At 71.8% G+C, this 19,722-nt stretch carries 18 protein-coding genes and 1 pseudogene; 10 read left to right on the top strand and 9 right to left on the bottom strand.

Annotated elements, in window-relative coordinates:
* The first annotated feature begins 148 nt into the window (after positions 1–148).
* Positions 149–1,054 (top strand): TatD family hydrolase, encoded by a 906-nt coding sequence (locus R6Y94_RS21830; RefSeq protein ID WP_318397726.1) that lies wholly within the window; start codon positions 149–151, stop codon positions 1,052–1,054.
* Positions 1,055–1,189: 135 nt separating this feature from the next.
* Here the strand turns inward: R6Y94_RS21830 and R6Y94_RS21825 are convergent, their stop codons facing one another.
* The 7 genes from R6Y94_RS21825 to R6Y94_RS21795 form a co-directional block, all read right to left on the bottom strand.
* The gene (locus tag R6Y94_RS21825; protein WP_318397725.1) at positions 1,190–2,272 is read right to left on the bottom strand and encodes an Lrp/AsnC family transcriptional regulator; all 1,083 of its coding nucleotides are present in this window, start codon (positions 2,270–2,272) and stop codon (positions 1,190–1,192) included.
* Positions 2,269–3,135 (bottom strand): alpha/beta hydrolase, encoded by an 867-nt coding sequence (locus R6Y94_RS21820; RefSeq protein ID WP_318397724.1) that lies wholly within the window; start codon positions 3,133–3,135, stop codon positions 2,269–2,271. Before R6Y94_RS21820 ends, R6Y94_RS21825 begins: the two co-directional genes overlap by 4 nt.
* Positions 3,136–3,137: 2 nt before the next feature.
* A complete protein-coding gene (locus tag R6Y94_RS21815) occupies positions 3,138–4,304 on the bottom strand; it encodes a Xaa-Pro peptidase family protein (protein WP_318397723.1) in 1,167 nt (388 codons plus the stop codon).
* An 8-nt stretch (positions 4,305–4,312) separates the two neighbouring features.
* Entirely contained in the window at positions 4,313–5,233 is a 921-nt protein-coding gene (locus tag R6Y94_RS21810) for an ABC transporter permease (protein WP_318397722.1), read from the bottom strand.
* A 73-nt stretch (positions 5,234–5,306) separates the two neighbouring features.
* The gene (locus tag R6Y94_RS21805) at positions 5,307–6,272 is read right to left on the bottom strand and encodes an ABC transporter permease (protein ID WP_318397721.1); all 966 of its coding nucleotides are present in this window, start codon (positions 6,270–6,272) and stop codon (positions 5,307–5,309) included.
* Positions 6,273–6,369: 97 nt separating this feature from the next.
* Positions 6,370–7,983: an ABC transporter substrate-binding protein gene (locus R6Y94_RS21800; protein ID WP_318397720.1), complete on the bottom strand. Its 1,614-nt coding sequence runs from the start codon at positions 7,981–7,983 to the stop codon at positions 6,370–6,372.
* A complete protein-coding gene (locus R6Y94_RS21795; RefSeq protein WP_318397719.1) occupies positions 7,983–9,191 on the bottom strand; it encodes a dipeptidase in 1,209 nt (402 codons plus the stop codon). The genes R6Y94_RS21800 and R6Y94_RS21795 overlap by 1 nt, the downstream gene beginning before the upstream one ends.
* A gap of 131 nt (positions 9,192–9,322) precedes the next feature.
* On the opposite strand from R6Y94_RS21795, the gene R6Y94_RS21790 reads away from it, so the two are divergent.
* From R6Y94_RS21790 to R6Y94_RS21760, 7 genes are all read left to right on the top strand, one after another.
* On the top strand, positions 9,323–10,441 hold the full coding sequence (locus tag R6Y94_RS21790) for an ABC transporter ATP-binding protein (protein ID WP_412102833.1): 1,119 nt from the start codon (positions 9,323–9,325) through the stop codon (positions 10,439–10,441).
* Between the two features lie 130 nt (positions 10,442–10,571).
* Positions 10,572–11,582 carry an ABC transporter ATP-binding protein gene (locus R6Y94_RS21785; RefSeq protein ID WP_412102839.1) on the top strand — a complete coding sequence of 337 codons (1,011 nt, stop codon included), beginning with the start codon at positions 10,572–10,574 and terminating at the stop codon, positions 11,580–11,582.
* Positions 11,583–11,818: 236 nt separating this feature from the next.
* Positions 11,819–12,694, top strand: a complete 876-nt coding sequence (gene rsmA / locus R6Y94_RS21780; protein WP_318397716.1) for a 16S rRNA (adenine(1518)-N(6)/adenine(1519)-N(6))-dimethyltransferase RsmA — start codon at positions 11,819–11,821, stop codon at positions 12,692–12,694.
* A gap of 130 nt (positions 12,695–12,824) precedes the next feature.
* Positions 12,825–13,781 (top strand): 4-(cytidine 5'-diphospho)-2-C-methyl-D-erythritol kinase, encoded by a 957-nt coding sequence (locus tag R6Y94_RS21775; protein WP_318397715.1) that lies wholly within the window; start codon positions 12,825–12,827, stop codon positions 13,779–13,781.
* A gap of 23 nt (positions 13,782–13,804) precedes the next feature.
* Positions 13,805–15,613 (top strand): ABC-F family ATP-binding cassette domain-containing protein, encoded by a 1,809-nt coding sequence (locus R6Y94_RS21770; protein WP_318397714.1) that lies wholly within the window; start codon positions 13,805–13,807, stop codon positions 15,611–15,613.
* 166 nt (positions 15,614–15,779) lie between these two features.
* A complete protein-coding gene (locus R6Y94_RS21765; RefSeq protein WP_318397713.1) occupies positions 15,780–16,235 on the top strand; it encodes a DUF4383 domain-containing protein in 456 nt (151 codons plus the stop codon).
* 128 nt (positions 16,236–16,363) lie between these two features.
* On the top strand, positions 16,364–16,837 hold the full coding sequence (locus R6Y94_RS21760; protein ID WP_318397712.1) for a DUF4383 domain-containing protein: 474 nt from the start codon (positions 16,364–16,366) through the stop codon (positions 16,835–16,837).
* Positions 16,838–16,856: 19 nt separating this feature from the next.
* On the opposite strand, the gene R6Y94_RS21755 is transcribed toward R6Y94_RS21760, so the two are convergent.
* On the bottom strand, positions 16,857–17,558 hold the full coding sequence (locus tag R6Y94_RS21755; protein WP_412102838.1) for a TetR family transcriptional regulator: 702 nt from the start codon (positions 17,556–17,558) through the stop codon (positions 16,857–16,859).
* A 132-nt stretch (positions 17,559–17,690) separates the two neighbouring features.
* A complete protein-coding gene (locus tag R6Y94_RS21750; protein WP_318397711.1) occupies positions 17,691–18,662 on the bottom strand; it encodes an acyl-CoA desaturase in 972 nt (323 codons plus the stop codon).
* Between the two features lie 76 nt (positions 18,663–18,738).
* Between R6Y94_RS21750 and R6Y94_RS45225 the strand changes: the two are divergent.
* Positions 18,739–19,026, top strand: a pseudogene (locus tag R6Y94_RS45225) (hypothetical protein); the annotation flags it as partial.
* 151 nt (positions 19,027–19,177) lie between these two features.
* Positions 19,178–19,699, top strand: a complete 522-nt coding sequence (locus R6Y94_RS21745; protein WP_318397710.1) for a hypothetical protein — start codon at positions 19,178–19,180, stop codon at positions 19,697–19,699.
* The last annotated feature ends 23 nt before the right edge of the window (positions 19,700–19,722 follow it).

Genomic DNA, 19,722 nt, shown 5'->3' with positions numbered 1-19,722 from the left:
GGGGTTGCCCGGTCCGCCGCGAGCGCGAACTGCCGGTTCGGCTGGCCGGCTGGCGCCGGTTCGGCCGCCCGCCCCGCCGGTTCGGCGGATCCCGCCCAGAACCACCCCGTTCGGTACGCCCGAGCCCGGCCCGCCCCGCCGATGTGTGATGCTGGCGGCGATGAGTCAGCAGCCGACCGAGAGCCGCCGTGCGCGGGCCGCCCGCCGGGCGGGGGAGTTTCCACCGGTACCGGAGCCACTGCCCGGGGCGGTGATCGACAGCCATACCCACCTGGACATCACCCTCGCCGAGGCCGGCACCCCGCCGTGGAACGGCCGGCCGGACGATCCGGTGGCGGCGGCCGTCGAGGTGGCCGCCGGGGTCGGGGTGGACCGGCTGGTGCAGGTCGGCGTCGACGTGACGTCGTCGCGCTGGGGTGCCGAGCTGGCCCGGCGACAACCGGCGGTGGTCGCCACGGTGGCGCTGCACCCGAACGAGGCGCCCCGGCTGGCCGACCTCGACGAGGCGCTGCGGGAGATCGAGTCCCTGGCCGCCGAGGACCGGGTACGCGGGATCGGCGAGACCGGGATGGACTTCTTCCGTACCGGTGACGAGGGCCGGGCGGCGCAGGAGGCGAGCTTCCGGGCGCACATCGCGATCGCCAAGCGGTACGCCAAGCCGCTGGTGATCCACGACCGGGACGCGCACGCCGACGTGCTGCGGATCCTCGACTCGGAGGGTGCCCCGGAGACGGTGGTGCTGCACTGCTTCTCCGGGGACGCCGAGTTCGCCGCCGAGTGCGTCCGGCGCGGCTACCTGCTGAGTTTCGCCGGCACGGTCACCTTCGGCAACGCCGCCGGGCTGCGCGAGGCGGCCAGGATCACCCCGCTGGACCAGATCCTGGTGGAGACCGACGCGCCCTACCTGACGCCGATGCCGCACCGGGGGCGGCCGAACGCCTCGTACCTGATTCCGCTGACCGTCCGGTCGCTGGCCGAGACGACCGGCGCCGACCTCGGTGAACTCTGCGCGGCGATCTCCGCCACCGGCGACCGGGTCTTCGGCCCCTGGTGACCGCGGTTCCCGGCCGCCGACAGTTCCAGGCCGGCACGGTTTCCGGCCGGCGTGGTCTCAGTCCGTGGTCTCAGGCCGGCACGGTTTCCGGCCGCCGACAGTTCCAGGCCGGCACGGTTCCCGGCCGGCGTGGTATCAGGCCGAGGCGCGCCGGTTACGGGTGGCGCGGCCGTTGCCGGCCGGCGCACCGCCGGACGCCTGGGCCGGCACCAGCTCGCCGGCCATGCCCTGGGCGGCGAGTCGCCGGGCGGCCCAGGGGGTGATCACGAAGCCCCGCTTGACGGTGAGCAGCTGCACCCCGGCCGTCCATGCCTGGATGCCGTCGATCCCGCCGAGGGTCTTGGTGGTGAACTCGAAGACGTCGGCGTGGGTCGGCAGGATCACCTCGCACATCAGCGACTCCTGGCCCAGCGTCGCGGCGACGTAGCGGACGCCGCGCAGCGCGGCCAGCTCCCGGGCCACCCCGTCGAGCCGGGACGGCGCCACCGAGAGCCAGAAGAAGATCTCCGCCTCGAAGCCGAGCGCCGTGGCCGGGACCAGCGTGATCACCTGTACGCAGCCCGCGTTGTACAGCGACTCGAACCGCCGCCGGACGGTGCTCTCGCTGACACTCAACCCGCCGGCCACGGCCTGGAAGCTGTTCCGGCCGTCCTCGCGGAGCGCCGCGATGATCCGCTCGTCCAGTTCGTCGAGGTGCGCCGGGGGGCAGTCGTGCACCGGTGGCGGGGCGACGAGCTGGGGTTCGGTGCCGAGCAGGTGCCGGGACCACTCGTGGGTCGACTTGTAGGTGTGCAGGTTCAGGTCGGCGACGCTGCCCTGCACCCCGGGGATCTTCTGCAAGCCGTTGAGCAGCACGCTGTGCAGGCTGGTCCCCTTCGGCACCAGTACCTCGGCCACCAGGTCGTACACCCCGGTCACCAGTGCGACGAAGCGGATCTCCGGCATCGCGGCCAGCGCCTGCGCGGCGGCGAGCTGGCTCCCCGCCGCGCAACGGATCCGCACGATCAGCAGGTCGGCCGGCCCGCCGCCGGGCTGCGGCGCGGCGGCGACCTTGACCAGCCCGTCGGCGAAGAGCTGCTGTGCCCGCCGGGCCACGGTGGTGACCGAGGTGCCGGTGAGCTGGGCGATCTCCGTCCAGCTCGCCCGGCCGTTGACCTGGAGCGCGGCGACGATGCGCCGGTCGGTCGGATCGAGGTCGTAGATCTCGCCCGGGATCATGCCTGCGGCGCCGGTACGCCGGCCAGGAACTCCCGGACGACCTGCTGGAACCGCTCCGCCTCCTCCAGTTGCGGGGAGTGCCCGGAGTGCTCGAAGACCACCAGTTTCGCGTCCGGGATCAGTCCGGCGATGGTTTCGCTGCACTCCACCGGCGTGATCCAGTCATGTCGACCCACGGTGACCAGGGTCGGGCAGGAGATCCCCGGGAGCAACGACTTGATGTCGTAATTCGGCTGGTTGACGGCGAATGCGAAGTTATGCGTGGCGTACCGGTACGGAGTGTTCGCCACCCGCTCCCGCACCTTGTCCCAGTCCAGGTCGTGGTCGTAGAGCGGCAGGATCTCCGCCCAGCAGTCCCGCAGGTCGGCGTCGTCCCGGACCGTGCCGGACATGATCCGGTCCAGCTTCACCCGGTCGATCTCCACCCGCGCCGAGGCGAGCGCGTTGCGCAGCGCCAGCTCCTGGTTGGCGTTGTCTGCGGCGGTGTCCCGGAGCACCAGCGCGGCCACCCGATCCGGATAGCGGATCGCGTACTCCATCGCGATGAAGCCGCCGTACGAGCCGCCGGCCATCACGATCCGCTCGGCGCCGATCCACTCCCGCAGCCCGTCCACATCGGCCGCCCACTGCTGGTGGGTGAACGGCCCGTTCCCCTCGCTCGCCCCGGAACCCCGGGCGTCGAAGACCAGCACCCGGTACTCGTCGGCGAAGGCCGCGAACGACACCCTCGGCTCCGCCATCGAGCCCAGCCCCGGCGCGCCATGGTGCACGATCATCACCGGCTTCTCCGGCGCGTCGTCACCGAGCACCAGCACGTTCAGCCGGTTGCCGTTGATCTCCACCATCGTCAATTCGCTGGTCATGGTCATGCTCCGATCACGATCTCGTCGAGGTCCCGGGGATAGCTGGTGAGCCGCCGTGGCCCGTCGTCGGTCACCAGTACGGTGTCCGAGATCCGGTAGCCGGCGTGTCCGGGCACGTACACCCCGGGTTCGCTGGAGAGCACCATGCCGGCCGCCAGCACCGTGTCGTCGCCGTCGGCCACCCAGGGCGGCTCGTGGAAGCCGAGCCCGATCCCGTGCCCCTGCCGGTGCCGCAGGTATTCGCCCAACCCGGCCCGGCGGATCACGTCCAGGCAGGCCCGGTTGGCGTCCACGCAGCGGGTGCCCGGCCGCAGCGCCTCGGTGCCGACCTGCTGCGCCTCCCGGACCACCTCGTAGTAGCGCCGCTGCTGCGCGGTCGGCCCGCCGAGCAGGAAGGTCCGCTCGCTCTCCACGAACCGGCCGCCGACCGCACAGCCGAGCGAGAGCATGAACGGCTCGCCGGGCCGCAGTCGGTCCCCGCCGGGCAGCCGGTGCGGCTGGGCCGAGTTCGGGCCGCCGTAGACCAGGCCGCCGGTGAGCATCGGCACCACCACGACGTCGTCGTGCTCGGCGTACATCAGCGCCGCGCCGTATCGGGTGACGTGGCCGGCCAGTTCCGTCTCGGTGGGCAGCTCACCGCCGCCGGCCACCGCGTCGGCGACCAGCCGGACGCCCTCGGCCAGCATCGCGTCGGCGATCCGGGCCGCCTCGGTGTGCAGGGCGATCTCCTCCGGGGTCTTGCGCAGCCGCAGCGCCCCGACCAGGTCGCACGGCTCCCAGGCGGTGCCGGGGAACGCCCGGCCGATCCCGGCGACCCGGGCGACCGAGGTGGACGGGGCGTAGCCGGCCCGGGCCGGCGGGGCCGGCACCGCGTCCCGGAGCACCGCCCACGGGCTCCGCTCGCCCGGGAACTCCGGATAGACCACCAGGTCGGCGGCGGCCCGCTGGTCGGCCGCGTACTCCCGCTCCAGGTCCGGGACCAGCAGCAGCACGGCGCCGTCCCGGGCCAGGTAGGCGGCGACCGGGCGCTCGTTCGGGAAGTGCGAGAAACCCGTCAGGTACGCCACGTCGAGCGGATCGTCCAGCAGCAGCGCGTCCAGCCCGGCCCGGTCCAGTTCGGCCCGGACGGTTTCGTGCAGCGCGGAGTAGAAGGAAGCAGCCAGTCGCACCGGCCTCGTCACCTCGTCCTCGGGTTGCGGGCGTCGTTGTACGCCACGGCGAGCAGGGTGGTGGCCACCACCAGCAGCAGGATGGCCAGCGACGGGAAGAGCGTGGTCCACCAGGCGGTGGCGAGCGAGCCGGAGCGCTGTGCCTGGTGCAGGATCGTCCCCCAGGACCAGCTGTTCGGGTCGCCGAGACCGAGGAACGACAGTCCCGCCTCGGAGAGCACCGCCCGGGAGGTGGTCAGCACCACCGAGACGGCGACCACCGGTGCGACGCCGGGCAGGACGTGCTTGCGGATGATCCACAGGTGCGAGCCGCCGATCACGTGCGCCGCCGAGACGTACGGCATCGGCACCACGGCCAGCCCCTGGGAGCGGACCACCCGGGCCACCTCGGGCCAACTGAACACCGCGATCACCACCACCAGGGTCGGCACGCTCGGCCCGGCCAGCGCGGCGACCAGGATCATCAGCGGCAGCACCGGCAGCGAGAGCGAGACGTCGACGATCACCCCGAGCACGATGTCGGCCGGCCGGAAGTACGCCGCGGCGACCCCGACCAGCACGCCGATGACGATCGCCAGCAGGCTGGCCGCCAGGCCGACCACGATGCTGACCCGGGTCCCCCAGACCACCTGGGCGAAGACGTCCCGCCCCAGGTCGTCGGTACCGAACCAGTGCCCGGCACCGGGGCCGGCGAGCACCTCCTCGCCGTACCCGCTGGGGTAGTCGGCGATCAGCGGCGCGGCCAGCGCGACCAGGCCGAGTAGCAGCAGGATCCCGGCGCTGACCAGGCCGAGCGGGTTGCGCCGGAACGACTGCCAGGTCTGCCGCCCCACCGACTCGGACGGCGGCAGCCCGCCGGACGCCGGGATCGCGGCGGCCGGCGGCGGCGTGTCGCCCGACGACGGAATCAGGGCATCGGTGGTCGTCATGCCGCCTCCTCGCTGCGCTCGTCGTCGTCATGACGTTCCTCGTCGAGCTGGCTGGTTCGCTGGCTGCGTTCGCTCATGAGGTCCGGACCCTCGGGTCGAGCAGTCCGTAGGCGAGGTCGGTGAGCAGGTTGGCGGCGATCACCGCGAAGGCGAGCATCAGGAACGCGCCCTGCAACACCGGGAAGTCGAGCTGGCCGACCGCCTCGAAGATGGCCCGGCCGACCCCCGGGTACGCGTAGATCGACTCGGTCAGCACCGCCCCGCCCACCAGGAAGCCCAGTTGCAGCCCGACCAGCGTGGTCGTCGGCAGCAGCGCGTTGCGCAGCGCGTGCCGCCACACCACCTTCCGGTTCGGCAGCCCCTTGGCCCGGGCCAGCGTGCAGTAGTCCTCGCCGAGCGCGTCGATCAGCGTGCTGCGCAGGGTCAGCACGTACGAGCCGAGCTGCACCAGCACCAGCGACAGGCAGGGCAGGACCAGGTGCAGCGCGATGCTGCCGTACGCGGCCAGCCCGTAGACGTCGTCGTCCATCGCGCCGCCGATCGGCAGGATGCCGAAGACCACCCCGAAGACATAGAGCAGGAACACCCCGATGCTCGGGATGAAGAGCGACTGGCCGGTGATGCCGCCGACCTGGATCAGCCGGTCCAGGGTGCCCTTGGCCCGGGTGGCCGCGAGCACGCCGAGCGGGATGCCCAGCGCCACCGTCACCACCAGCGCGGAGCCGGCCAGCAGCAGGGTCCAGGGCAGCCGCTCCAGCAGGATGTCCAGCACCGGCTGGTTCTGCCGGAACGACACCCCGAGGTTGCCGTGCAGGAGCTGGGTCAGGTACTCCCAGTACTGCACCGCCAGCGGCCGGTCCAGGCCGTAGTCGCGCAGCAGCTCGGCCCGCAGCTCGTCGGTCATCGTCGGATCCGCCACCGCCAGTGCCGGGTCGCCGGGCAGCAGGCGGAGCAGGAAGAACGTCACGGTCACCGCGAACCACATGGTCAGTACGCCGCGCAGCAGGCGGCGGGTGACGAACCGGGCGCCAGCGGGCATGGTCTCGCGCCCGGGGGGGGGGGGGGTGGGGGGGGGGGGGGGGGGGGGGGGGGGGGGCCCCCCCCCCCCCCCCCCCCCCCCCCCCGCGTCGAACTGGTCAGCCCTTGGTGGCCTGGGCCACCGAGACGGGGTTGACGATGGAGAGCAGCTCACTCGGCTGGACCAGGAAGTTGGACCATTCCGCCGAGTGCGCGATGGTGAACTCCTCGACGTAGAGCACGTTGTCGTACACCTTGTCGGTGATGATCTTCGCGGCCTGCTGGATCGGGCCCTTCTGGCCGGCCTGGTCCAACTGCGACCTGGCCTGGTCGATCAAAGCGTCCAGTTCCGGGTCGCAGGCGTTGGCGTAGTTGATGAAGCCCTTGCACTTGAACGCCAGCGCCAGGTTGGCCGGCGGGTTCTCCATGATCGCCCACGAGCCGGCGTAGATGTCGTAGTCCCGCGCGGTGTACTTCTCGACGTACGTGTTCCGCTCCAGGCCCTCCAGCTTGATCTCGATCCCGGCCTCCTTGCTGGAGTCCCGGACGAGCTGCGCCCACTTGGAGATGTTCGGGTCGGCCTGGTCGTAGATCATCCGCAGGCTCAGCCCGTCGAAGAGCCCGTCACCGTTGCCGTCGGAGAACCCCGCCCCGGTCAGCAGCGTCTTCGCCTTGGCCGGGTCGTGCGCGTACTCCTTGGCGGACGGGTCCTGCCACTGCTTCAGCGTCGGGGTCAGCACCGAGGAGTTCGACGAGACCGCCTTGCCCTGCAACGCCACCCGGCGGATCGCCTCGTAGTCGACCGCGGCGGCCAGCGCCTGGCGTACCTCCAGCTTGTCCAGCGGCTCGCGCGCGGTGTTGTACTGCATGTGCGCCCAGCCCAGCGACGGCACCTTGACCAGCTTCAGCTTGCTGTCGCCCTCCAGGGTCTTGGCCAGGGGTGGCGGCAGCGCGTTGGCGATCAGATCGACATCGCCGTTACGCAGCGCCAGCGCCTCGGTGTTGACGTCGGGGAAGACCCGGAAGACCACTTCCCTGGTCTTCGGACCGCCCTCGACCAGCGGGAAGTTCTCCATCCGCTCCAGCACGTACCGCTGGCCCCGCTCCACCGTGGTCAGCTTGTACGGCCCGGCCGACACCCAGTCGGAGTCGTTCGCGAACTTCTGCACGCTGCCGACCTTGCTGAAGACGTGCTCCGGGACGACCGGCATCCAGAAGCCGACGTTCTCCAGGAAGGTGCCGTCCGGCTGGGAGAGCTGGAACTCGATCTCCGTCGGGGAGATCACGGTGGACTTCTGGTACGACGAGATCAGCCCGGCGACGACGCCGATCTTCTCCTTGGCGACGGCGTCGATGGTGAACGCCACGTCGTCGGCGGTGACCTTCTCCCCGTCGCTCCAGGTGAAGTCGTCCCGCAGCGTGAACTTCGCCTTGCGCCCGCCGTCGGTGTACTCCCACTTGCTGGCCAGGTACGGCGAGCGCACCCCGTCCATCCCCATGCTCATCAGCCGGGGATACATCAGGTTGGTGACCCAGGTGTCGGTACGGCTGTTGCCGACCAGCGGGTTGTAGTTGAGCACGTCGGCGGTGGTGCCGATCGTGATCCGGTCCGCCGCGCCGCCGCTGCCGCCGTCGTCGGAGCTGTCCGGATTACTGGGTGAGCAGGCGGTCGCCGCCAGCCCTATCGAGAGCGCGCCCGCCGCCACGGCGAGGGCGCGCCGGAATGTACGCATCAGTGCCAGACCTCCTCAAGGACGCGCATGATGTTGCCCCCCAGGACCTTGCCGATCTCGTCGTCCGAGTAGTCGTGGCCGACCAGCCAGGAGACGATGTTCCAGTAGCACTCGGCCGGGTTCTCCAGCCCGTCCACGTAGGGCACCCGGGGGTGCTCGACGTGGCCGTGCGCCTCGGCGATGGACAGGTGTGCGGCGAAGGTGTCGTGCAGTCCGACATGGTCGCCGAAGAGGGTGTCCGGCCCGAACGCCACGTGGTCGATGCCGACCAGGTCGACACAGTGCACAAAGTGGTCCATCACCGACTCGATGCTGTGCTCGGGGTGGGCCGGCGAGAGCGTGGTGTGCGGTGCGGCCTCCAGGCCGAGCACCCCGCCGCGTTCCGCGCAGGCCCGGATCACCTCGTCCGGCTTCATCCGGTTGGTGGGCCAGACGGTACGCGATCCGGCGTGCGTGATGAAGATCGGCTTGGTGGAGGCGGCGATGACGTCGGCCGAGGTACGGTCGCCGGAGTGCGACACGTCGATCGCGATGCCGAGCTTGTTCATCCGGCGTACGGCCTTTTCGCCGAAGTAGGTCAGGCCGCCGTCGCCGCGCTCCTTGAGCCCGCTGCCCAGGGTGTTCGCCTCGCTGTAGGCGATGCCCATCTGCCGGACGCCGAAGCCGTAGAGCATGTCGATCCGGTCCAGCTCGTTCTCGATCATCGTGGCCGCCTCGGTGGCCAGCACCAGGCCCATCCGGCCGGTCTCGTGGGCGTGGTGGATGTCGGCCAGCCGCTCCACCCGGATCAGGTAGTCCTGGTGGGCCAGGTCGGACAGCCGCATCCCGAGGTCGGCGATGACGTCGGTCCACTTCCAGCCCATCTGGCTGGTCACGCAGCAGGTGCCGTCCATCATGTTGTCGAAGACGGCGGTCATGCCGGAGCGGGCCAGTCCGGCGTACCCGGTGTGGTGCCGGGCGGTGCGGTTGTAGTCGACGGTCTGGCCGATCTCCTCCGGGAAGACCGACGGGTGGTCGTGCAGCGAGATCACGACGTTGTCGGTGAGCAGCCGGCGGACCCGGTCTCGCTGTCCGTCCGTCAGCGAGATGCCCTGGTACGCCGGCACCCGGCCGAGTTCCGGAGCGAGCTTGAACTCCCGGTAGTCGGTACCTGCCTCCAGGTAGCTGTAGGACGTGTATCCGGTGTAGCGCGGGGCCGGGTCGAGCACGCCGCTGCCTCCTTCGGGTCGGGGCCAGGTGCCGGGGCGCGCGGTGGATTTCGGCGCCGTTACCTGATCTGGGTGTGGATTGTCGGCGATGTGGGAGCAGAGATTGCCAGGATCAGGCGCAGCGTGTCAACATGTTGGCCAACTCCGGCGCGGATCAACGGCTGGGCGACAGAAACCGTTACGGCAGGAAACATCACGGAAATTCGGGAGGTGTAGTGACTAGCGGGGTAGAAATCCAGCGTCGGTCACCCGATGCCGACCTGCCGGCCGCACTGCGGGTCCGGGGCCTCGACGTCACCTTCAGCGGCCGGCGGGGCGTCGTACCGGCGGTGCGCGGGGTCGACCTCGACATCGCCGCCGGCGAGGTGCTGGTGCTGCTCGGCGAGTCCGGCTCCGGCAAGTCCGTCACCGCCCGCGCCGTGATGGGACTGCTCGACTCCGGCGGGGTGCAGGTCCGGTCCGAGCAGCTCCGGGTCGCCGGGCACGATCTGACCACGGCCGGGCCGGAGCAGGTCCGGAAGCTGCGCGGCGAGACCATGGCGCTGGTCTTCCAGGACGCCCTCTCCGCGCTCAACCCGGTGCTCTCGATCGGCGACCAGCTCGGCGAGGTGTTCCGGATCCACCGCGGGCTCTCCCGCCGGGCCGCCCGGGCCGAAGCCGCCGAACTGCTCCGGCTGGTCGGCATCCCGGCCCCCGACCGCCGGGTACGCGACTATCCGCACCAGTTCTCCGGGGGCATGCGGCAACGGATCCTGATCGCCATGGCGGTCGCGCTCGGGCCCCGGCTGCTGATCGCCGACGAGCCCACCACCGCGCTCGACGTGACCGTGCAGGCGCAGATCCTGCAACTCGTCGACCGGCTCCGCACCGAACTCGGCATGGGCGTCCTGCTGATCACCCACGACCTCGGGGTGGCCGCCGAGATCGCCGACCGGGTCGCCGTGATGTACGCCGGCCGGATCGTCGAGACCGGCACCGTGGCCGAGGTGCTGGACGGGCCGGCCCACCCGTACACGGCGGCGCTGCTGCGCTCGGTACCCGATCTGGCGCAGCCCGGCGACCGGCTCCGGCCGATCCCGGGGAGCCCGCCGAACCTGCTGGCGCTGCCGACCGGCTGTGCCTTCCATCCGCGCTGCGACCGGGCCACAGAGGAGTGCACGGTGACCCGCCCGGAGCGGCGGCCGCTCGCCGTACCCGGCCGGACCGCCGCCTGCCACCACGCCGAGGAGGCCGTCGATGCCCCCGTCTGACCACCCGGCCGGGCCCGGCCCAGCCTCCGCCGGCCCGGCCGGGTCAACCCCCACGGTCGGTACGCCGACCGCGCTCTCCGTCTCCGCCGGCCCGAACACCTCCGGTCCGCTGACCGCCGACGCGCCGACCATCGGCGAGCCGCTGCTGGTCGCCACCGGAGTCCGCAAGACCTACCGGGCCGGACGCGGCCTCGGCGGCGGATCCCGGGTGCACGCCGTGGACGGGGTCGACCTGACCGTGGCGGCCGGCGAGACCCTCGGGGTGGTCGGCGAATCCGGCTGCGGCAAGTCGACGCTGGCCCGGCTGCTGGTCGGGCTGGAACGACCCGACTCCGGCCAGGTCCGCTACGCCGGCCTGGACGTCGGCTCCGCCCGGGGCACCCGCCGTCGCGAACTGCGCCGGGCCGTTCAGATGGTCTTCCAGGACCCGGTCACCTCGCTCAACCCCCGGATGCCGATCCTGGACGTGATCGCCGAGCCGCTCGACGTGCACAAGCTGGCCCGGGGCGCGGCCGCCCGCCGGGACCGGGTCGCCGAACTGCTGGAGATGGTCGGGCTCGCCCCGGACATGATGCGCCGGTTTCCGCACGAGTTCTCCGGCGGGCAGCGGCAGCGCATCGGCATCGCCCGGGCGCTGGCCACCGAACCCCGGGTGGTGGTCTGCGACGAGCCGGTCTCCGCGCTCGACGTCTCCGTGCAGGCCCAGGTGGTCAACCTGCTCGCCGAGTTGCAGCAGCGGCTCGGCATCGCCCTGGTCTTCATCGCGCACGACCTCGGCGTGGTCCGGCACGTCTCGCACCGGGTCGCGGTGATGTACCTCGGCCGGCTCGCCGAACTCGGTCCGGCCGCCACCGTCTACCAGGACCCGGCGCACCCCTACACCCGGGCGCTGCTCGGCTCCGTACCGGTGCGGCACCCGCGCGAGCGGGGACGGGAGCGGATCGTGCTGGCCGGCGACCCGCCGAGCCCGGTCGACCCGCCGTCCGGCTGCCGCTTCCACACCCGCTGCCCGATCGCCCAGGACGTCTGCGCCCGGGAGACCCCGGCGCTGCTCGTTCCGGAGGGCGACGCCCCGACCGTCGTCGGCGAGCGGGTCGCCGCCTGCCACTTCGCCGGTACGCCCCTCCCGGCCACGCCGTAGCCCGCAGCGCCGTTGGTCCCGCTCTGCGCCCGGTGCACCTGGACATTTGCTCGGTATACCTGGACACCAGAGGCGTTACGGCACTCGGATAACGCCTCTGGTGTCCAGGTCAGCGCCGGCCGGGACGGTGGAGCGGCCGGCTGCTCGTGCGGACGGTGGCCGTGGGCGCAGCGGCGTGGGACGGTACGGCGGGTACGCCGTCCCGGCCGCACCGGTGGGCCGTACCCTGTTGCAGCATGGCCGCAGACCTGCTCGGCCCGGCGGAGATCCGGGAACTCGCCGCCCGGCTGGGAGTGCACCCGACCAAGAAGCTCGGCCAGAACTTCGTGCACGACCCGAACACCGTGCGCCGGATCGTCGCCGCCGCCGGACTGACCTCGGCTGACGTGGTGTTGGAGGTCGGGCCGGGGCTCGGCTCGCTCACCCTCGGCCTGTTGCCGGTGGCCGGGCACGTGCACGCGGTCGAACTCGATCCGGTGCTGGCCGGGGCGCTGCCGGAGACGGCGCGCCGGTACGCCGGCCCGGCCGGTGCGGCCCGGCTGACCGTGCACCCCGCCGACGCGCTGCGGATCACCGCCGCCGAACTCGCCGAGCCGGTCCCGACCGCGCTGGTGGCGAACCTGCCCTACAACGTCGCCGTGCCGGTGGTGCTGCACCTGCTCGCCGAGCTGCCCGCCCTGCGCCACGGACTGGTGATGGTGCAGAAGGAGGTGGCCGACCGGCTGGTCGCCGGCCCCGGCTCCCGCACCTACGGGGTCCCGTCGGTCAAACTCGCCTGGTACGCCGACGCGCGCAGCGCCGGCCGGGTCCCGCCGAACGTCTTCTGGCCGGTACCGAACGTCGACTCCGGGCTGGTCGCCTTCATCCGGCGCGAGCCGCCCCGGTCCGACGTACCCCGGCACCAGGTCTTCGCGGTGATCGACGCGGCGTTCGCGCAGCGCCGCAAGACCCTGCGGGCCGCGTTGGCCGGCTGGGCCGGCGGCCCGGACCGGGCGGCGGCGGCGCTGGTCGCGGCCGGGGTCGACCCCGGCGCCCGGGGCGAGTCGCTGACCGTCGCGCAGTTCGCCGCGATCGCCGCGTCGGCCCCGGTGGCCGCCCGACCCGCCGAGTAGGCTGACGGCGTGTGTGGCAGGAGGTGGCCGACGTGACGGCCGAGCCCGTCGATCCCGCGTCCCGGCGGCCGTGGTCACCCGACCCGCTCCGCCAGCGGCTCGCCCGGCGGCGGGCCCGGGGCATCGCTGCATGACCGAGGCATGGCGGCCGGACGACGAGGACGAACGTCCGCGCCGGAGGATGTCCGGCCCGGTCAAGGTCCGGGTACCGGCGAAGGTGAACCTCCATCTCGGGGTCGGGCCGCTGCGCCCGGACGGCTACCACGAACTGAACACCGTCTACCAGGCGATCTCGATCCACGACGAGCTGACCGCCCGCCGGGGTGACACCCTCACCCTGACCATGGAGGGCGAGGGCGCCGGTGAGCTGGCCCTGGACGAGTCCAACCTGGTGATCCGGGCGGCCCGGGCGCTGGCCGCGCACGCCGGGGTGCCGGCGCACGCCCGATTGCACCTGCGCAAGCAGATCCCGCTGGCCGGCGGCCTGGCCGGGGGGAGCGCCGACGCCGCCGCCACGCTGGTCGCCTGCGACGCGCTCTGGGGCACCGACCTGAGCCGGGACGACCTTGCCGGGATCGCCGCCGGGCTCGGCTCCGACGTCCCCTTCCTGGTGTACGGCGGCACCGCGCTCGGCACCGGACACGGCGAGACGATCAGCCCGATCCTGGCCCGGCCGGTCACCTGGCACTGGGTGGTGGCGATCGCCGAGGTCGGCCTCTCCACCCCGGCCGCCTACCGCGAGCTCGACCGGCTGCGCGCCGAACACGCCGCCCCGCCGCCGCTGCGCAACGCCGACGCGCTGCTCGCCGCGCTGCGCGGCCGGGATCCGGCCCGGCTCGGCCGGGCGCTCGGCAACGATCTCCAGGCCGCCGCGCTCTCGCTGCGCCCGGCGCTCACGGAGACGCTGAAGGCCGGCGAGGCGGCCGGGGCACTCGCCGGCATCGTCTCCGGATCCGGCCCGACCTGCGTCTTCCTGGCCACCGACGGCGGGCACGCCGAGCGGGTCGCCGCCGAGCTGACCGCCTCCGGGTTGTGCCGGACGGTCCGGACGGCGTACGGGCCGGTCCCCGGCGCCCGGGTGAGCTGACCGGCTGACTACCGTCTGAGTACATGGCCAACATCGTCAATCTGGACCGGGTCTCCAAGGGGTACGGCGCGGCGGGGCAGCTCCTCACCGACGTCTCCCTGGGCCTTTCCGACTCGGACCGGATCGGCGTCGTCGGGTTGAACGGCACCGGCAAGTCCACCCTGCTGCGGCTGCTGACCAAGACCGAGGAGCCGGACAGCGGCCGGGTGACGCACCGCCGCGACCTGCGGGTTGCCTGGCTGCCGCAGACCCTCGTACTCGACCCCGAGGCCCGGGTCCGGGACGTGGTGCTCGGCACCGCCTGGCTCGACGAGGGGTTCGGCGCCGAGCACGAGTGGGCCGGCGACGCGGGCGTACGCGCGATCCTGGACGGTCTCGGCATGCCCTACCTCGGGCTGGACCAGCCGGTCGGGCCGATGTCCGGCGGCGAACGGCGGCGGGTGGCCCTGGCCGCACTGCTGGTCCGCACCACCGACCTGCTGGTGCTGGACGAGCCGACCAACCACCTCGACGTGGCCGGGGTGGACTGGCTGGCCCGGCACCTGATCGGCAAGCGCGGCGCGCTGGTGGTGGTCACCCACGACCGGTGGTTCCTGGACGCCGTCTGCACCGACACCTGGGAGGTCGCCGACCGGACGGTCCGCGCCTACGAGGGCGGTTACGCCGCCTGGACGCTGGCCCGGGTCGAGCGGGAGCGGGTGGCCGCGGCCACCGAGGCGCGCCGGCAGAACCTGCTGCGCAAGGAGATCGCCTGGCTGCGGCGCGGCCCGCCGGCCCGGACCTCCAAGCCGCGGTTCCGGATCGAGGCGGCGAACGCGCTGATCGCGGACGTACCGCCGCCGCGCGACACCGTGTCGCTGCAACGGCTGGCCACCGCCCGGCTCGGCAAGCAGGTGTACGACCTGACCGACGTCACCCTGAACGCCGGCCCGAAGCTGATCCTCGAGAACCTGACCTGGCAGGTCGGTCCGGGCGATCGGATCGCCATCGTGGGCGCGAACGGGGCGGGCAAGACCACCCTGCTGCGGTTGCTGGCCGGGGTACGCGGGCCGGATGCCGGGCAGGTACGGACCGGTTCCACCGTCCGGCCCGCCTTCCTGTCGCAGGAACTGGCCGAGCTGCCGGGCCAGTTGCGGGTACTGGAGGCGGTCGAGGAGGTGGCCCGCCGGGTCGTACTCGGGGACCGGGAGGTCAACGCGTCCCAGCTCGCCGAGATCTTCGGTTTCGACGACCGGCGGCTCTGGACCCCGGTCTCCGACCTCTCCGGTGGGGAGCGGCGCCGGCTGCAACTGCTCCGGCTGCTCGCCGCCGAGCCGAACGTGCTGCTCTTCGACGAGCCGACCAACGACCTGGACACCGACACCCTGGCCGCGCTGGAGGACCTGCTCGACTCCTGGCCCGGCACCCTGATCGTGGCCAGTCACGACCGCTATCTGGTCGAACGGGTCACCGATGTGGTGTACGGAATGTTCGGCGACGGCCGGCTGGTGCACCTGCCCGGAGGTATCGACGAATATCTTGCCCGGGCAGTCGCGCCCGGCGGGCCGCCACCGGACGGGCGGAGCAACGGTGCGGCACCGGCCGTCGCACGGGTCGACGGCGCGCTCTCCGGCGGGGAACTGCGGGCGGCCCGCAAGGAGCTGAGCCGGCTGGAGCGGCAGATCGGCAAGCTGGAGCAGCGCGAGGCGGCGCTGCACAATCAGATGGCCGAGCATGCCACCGACTACACCCGGATCGCCGAGCTGGACGGCCAGCTCCGGGCGGTACGGGCCGAGCGGGAGCAGACCGAGGAGGCCTGGCTGGCCCTGGCCGAGGAGGTACCGGAGGGCTGAGTGCCGGGGCTGTACCGGAGGGCTGAGCGCCGGCGCTGCGACGACGGCGGCACCTCACCGGCGGCGTGCCTGACGGGGCCTGGCGGGGGTGTGCGGCGTCACCCGGATGCCATGCGGAAGAATCTAGCCCGACCCCCACTGGCAACGGCGTTGGAGATTGCTGATCATGGCCCACAACCCCGTCAACCATCCCGCGCGGCCGGTCTACCGGGCGATCGGCGGGCTGACCGGCCTCTACCTGGTGGCCTTCGGCGTCCTCGGCTTCGTCGAGGCCGGCGGCGGCGAGTTCTTCGCCCAGGACGACACCCTCGTGCTCGGCCAGGGGACCAACCTCGGCTACTCGGCGATCTCTACCGTGCTCGGCCTCGTCATCCTGCTCGCCACCCTGGTCGGCCGGAACGTCGACACGGCGGTCGACAAGTTCCTCGGGTACGGCCTGATGGCGCTCGGGCTCGCCGAGCTGGCGGTGCTGCGTACCGACGCCAACTATCTCAACTTCACCGTCGCCACCACCATCGTGATCATGATCCTCGGTCTGGTGCTGCTGATGTGTGGCATGTACGGCAAGGTCGGCTCCGAGGAAGAGGCCAAGGCCTGGCAGGACGCCCGCCTGGTGCTCTGATCCGGCGACGCACCGGCCGCCGGTATCTCCCGGTCGGCCGGTGCCGATCCCGGCGTTCGCCGGGCAATCCCCTCCGGCCCGGGTGACAATCCGGTAGGAAAGCCGCCCAGCGGCGGCGAGGAGGGGACATGGCGCATATTCCGATCAACCATCCGGCCCGGCCGGTCTACCGGGTACTCGCCGGGCTGATCGGCCTCTACATCGTGGTCTTCGGCGTCTTCGGACTCTTCGAGACCGCCGGGGACGACTTCTTCAGCCGGGGCAGCCACTGGGTGTTGGGGCTGCGGACCAACATGGCGTTCGCGCTGGCGTCGGTGATCTTCGGGCTGGTGGTGCTGTTCGGGGCGGTGCACCGGGGCAATTTCGGGCACCTGATGAACCTGGCCATCGGGGTGGTCTTCCTGGTGGTCGCCATCGCGATGATGACCGTGTTGCAGACCGAGGCGAACATCCTCAACTTCTCGATGTCGACGGTCATCGTGTCGATGCTGTTCGGCCTGGTCCTGCTCGCCACCGGCCTGTACGACAAAGTCGGCCCGCCGGGGCACGCCGAGGAGGAGCGCGAGATGCGCAGCAGTTCGAGCGCCCGCCCCGGCCCCTGAACCCGGCCCCGCCGGCCGCTCAGCGGGTCCGGCGGGTGAGCAGGGTCGGCTTGGCCTCCAGGTGGGACAGGCCGTTCCAGGCCAGGTTCACCAGGTGCGCCGCCACCGTCTCCTTGCGTGGCTTACGTACCTCCAGCCACCAGCGACCGCTCAGCGCCACCATGCCGACCAGGGACTGCGAGTAGAGCTCGGCGAGCTTCGGGTCGTAGCCCCGGCTCTTGAACTCGGCGCCCAGGATGTGTTCCACCTGGTGCGCCACGTCGTTCATCACGCTGCTGAAGTTGCCGGTGGCGGAGAGCACCGGAGACTCCCGGACCAGCACCCGGAAGCCGTCGGTCTCCTCCTCGATGTAGTCGAGCAGGGCCAGCGCCGCCTGCTCCAGCAGCTCCCGGGGGTGCCCGGCGGTCAGCGCCGTGGTGACCCGGTCGAGCAGGGCGCGTACCTCCCGGTCGACGACGACCGCGTAGAGGCCCTCCTTGCCGCCGAAGTGCTCGTAGACCACCGGCTTGGAGACCTTGGCGCGGGCGGCGACCTCCTCGATCGAGGTGGCGTCGAACCCGCGCTCGGCAAAGGCCTGCCGGCCGATCGCGATGAGCTGCTCCCGGCGCTGGGCCGCGGACATCCGTACCCGGGAAACGGGCTTGGCCGGCGGCGGCGGTGGCGTCGGGGCCGGGACCTGCCGGCGCCCGACCCGGCGGGTGGTGGGCGAACCGTCTGTCACCTCGTCATCCCGCTGCCGTCCCGCGATGCCGTGCCGACTCGTGCCGTCCCTGGTGGTGCCCTCGCTGCGCTCGGTCACCTGGCCATCCTGCCAGGCAGACGCTCGTAACCGGATGCCCGGGCGCGTCGCGGGTCACTGTGACGGTGTGGATTTGAGCAGTTTCGCGGCGACCCGCTCGGGCTTCGGCCACCGTACGTCGTACGCGGCGCCAACCTTCTCGAAGAGCCAGATCGTCCGGGCCGTGATGTCCACCTGACCACGCAGTACGCCGTGCCGGGCGCAGGTCGGGTCGGCGTGGTGCAGGTTGTGCCAGCTCTCCCCGAAGGACAGGATGGCCAGCGGCCAGAAGTTCGTCGCCCGGTCGCCCTGGCGCACCTCGAAGGGGCGCTCGCCGTAGACGTGGCAGACCGAGTTGATCGACCAGGTGATGTGGTGCAGCAGGGAGACCCGGACCAGGCCGGCCCAGAAGAACGCGGTCAGCGCGCCCTGCCAGGACCAGGTGACCAGGCCGCCCAGCAGCGCCGGGGTGAGCAGTGAGAGGCTGACCAGCAGCGGGAAGAGCCGGTCGACCCGGTCGATGTCCTTGTCGGCGAGCAGGTCGGGGGCGAACCGCTCGCGGTTGGAGAGTTCCCGGTTGAACAGCCAGCCGATGTGGGCGTGGAACAGCCCCTTGGTCAGCCCCCACACGCTGGCGCCGAACCGCCACGGCGAGTGCGGGTCGCCTTCGAGGTCGGAGAAGGCGTGGTGCCGGCGGTGGTCGGCGACCCACTGGGTGATGTTCCCCTGGATGGCGAAGGAACCCGCCACCGCCAGGGCCACCCGCAGCCAGCGCTTGGCCTTGAACGACCCGTGCGTGAAGTACCGGTGGAAGCCCACCGTGATGCCGAGCCCGGCCACCACGTACCACACTCCGGCGATCGCGATGTCGGTCCAGCTCAGCCACCCGCCCCAGGCCACCGGTATCGCGGCGAGCAGGGCGAGGAAGGGGATGGTGACGAAGGACCAGAGGGCGACGAGGATGCCCTTGGACTGGACGCCGTCGGTGAGCGGCTTGGGCCCCTTCTTGGCTTCGGAGGCCGGTTGTTCGAGCAGGACGGAGGACATGGCACCTCGCTGAGCGTAGGGGGAAGACTGATAACTTACGCCTACGTCACCGTAACCTACGCTCTCGTAGTCTGCCATGTACGCGGACTGGGAATCCGCTGTCAGCCATCGACGGATCTTGTCGTACACGAGTCCTAATCTCCAGGTCATGGTTGATCCGCTCGCTGCCGAGGCGCGTCGTCTGCGTACCGTCGAGCTGCTGTCCGCGCGAGAGATCCGGCGACGGCTCGGCATCGGCAAGGACCGGTTGTCGGCGTTGCTGCGGAATGTTCCCCCACCGGAGTGGACGAAACGGCCCAACGCCAAGGACGAGTTGCGGACCCGGGCCGTCGAGCTGCGCGGGGCGGGCCGTTTGGTGCCGGAGATCGGCGACGAGCTGGGGGTGGCGAAGTCGACGGCGTACCGGTGGGTTCGGCACCTGCGGCTCGCCCCCGACCCGGAAGCCGAGGCTGACCGTCGACGAGCACGCAGCACCCCCGGTTCGGTGCCGGCCACGAAGTCGTTACTCCCGTCGGATGACCGACGCGCTCTGGGGACCGCATCGCGCGGCCCGGGACGCGGCCCGGGCGGAGACGATCAAGGCGACGGCGGCCTGGGTGAAGAGTCTTCGGTACCGCGAGTTGGTCCTGGTCGGTGCGGCGATCTACTGGTGCGAGGGTGCCAAGGCCAAGCCCTGGCGCCCGAACGACTGTCGCGTCAAGTTCGTCAACAGCGATCCGGGCCTGGTCCTTCTGTTCATCCGCTTCGTCGAGGCGCTCGGAGTGCGGCGGTCGGTCCTGCGGTTCCGGGTCAGCATCCACGAGGCGGCCGACGCGGAAGCCGCCGGGCGGTGGTGGTCCGATCTGGTGGACGTTCCGGTGCAGGCCTTCCGGAGGCCCTCGCTCAAGCGGCACCGGCCGGAGACCAACCGGCGGAACACCGGCGACGGCTATCGCGGCTGCCTGGTCATCGATGTCCCTGGCTCGAGCCGGCTGTACTGGAAGATCGAAGGGATCATGCGGGGGATGACGGATGAGGATCTGAGGGCGGGGCGGTAGGGTGTAGATGCTCTCCAACTGAG

The organism is Plantactinospora sp. KLBMP9567 (assembly GCF_033446045.1).
In the GTDB taxonomy this organism is placed as follows: domain Bacteria; phylum Actinomycetota; class Actinomycetes; order Mycobacteriales; family Micromonosporaceae; genus Plantactinospora.
This window is presented reverse-complemented; position numbering and strand designations above follow the sequence as displayed.

What these genes read in the sequence shown, in the direction of transcription:
- R6Y94_RS21830 (WP_318397726.1), top strand. Translation starts at nt 149, where the DNA reads ATGCTGGCGGCGATGAGTCAGCAGCCGACCGAGAGCCGCCGTGCGCGG.
- R6Y94_RS21825 (WP_318397725.1), bottom strand. Translation starts at nt 2,272, where the DNA reads ATGATCCCGGGCGAGATCTACGACCTCGATCCGACCGACCGGCGCATC.
- R6Y94_RS21820 (WP_318397724.1), bottom strand. Translation starts at nt 3,135, where the DNA reads ATGACCAGCGAATTGACGATGGTGGAGATCAACGGCAACCGGCTGAAC.
- R6Y94_RS21810 (WP_318397722.1), bottom strand. Translation starts at nt 5,233, where the DNA reads ATGACGACCACCGATGCCCTGATTCCGTCGTCGGGCGACACGCCGCCG.
- R6Y94_RS21805 (WP_318397721.1), bottom strand. Translation starts at nt 6,272, where the DNA reads ATGCCCGCTGGCGCCCGGTTCGTCACCCGCCGCCTGCTGCGCGGCGTA.
- R6Y94_RS21800 (WP_318397720.1), bottom strand. Translation starts at nt 7,983, where the DNA reads ATGCGTACATTCCGGCGCGCCCTCGCCGTGGCGGCGGGCGCGCTCTCG.
- R6Y94_RS21790 (WP_412102833.1), top strand. Translation starts at nt 9,323, where the DNA reads ATGTTGGCCAACTCCGGCGCGGATCAACGGCTGGGCGACAGAAACCGT.
- rsmA (WP_318397716.1), top strand. Translation starts at nt 11,819, where the DNA reads ATGGCCGCAGACCTGCTCGGCCCGGCGGAGATCCGGGAACTCGCCGCC.
- R6Y94_RS21775 (WP_318397715.1), top strand. Translation starts at nt 12,825, where the DNA reads ATGACCGAGGCATGGCGGCCGGACGACGAGGACGAACGTCCGCGCCGG.
- R6Y94_RS21770 (WP_318397714.1), top strand. Translation starts at nt 13,805, where the DNA reads ATGGCCAACATCGTCAATCTGGACCGGGTCTCCAAGGGGTACGGCGCG.
- R6Y94_RS21765 (WP_318397713.1), top strand. Translation starts at nt 15,780, where the DNA reads ATGGCCCACAACCCCGTCAACCATCCCGCGCGGCCGGTCTACCGGGCG.
- R6Y94_RS21760 (WP_318397712.1), top strand. Translation starts at nt 16,364, where the DNA reads ATGGCGCATATTCCGATCAACCATCCGGCCCGGCCGGTCTACCGGGTA.
- R6Y94_RS21750 (WP_318397711.1), bottom strand. Translation starts at nt 18,662, where the DNA reads ATGTCCTCCGTCCTGCTCGAACAACCGGCCTCCGAAGCCAAGAAGGGG.
- R6Y94_RS21745 (WP_318397710.1), top strand. Translation starts at nt 19,178, where the DNA reads ATGACCGACGCGCTCTGGGGACCGCATCGCGCGGCCCGGGACGCGGCC.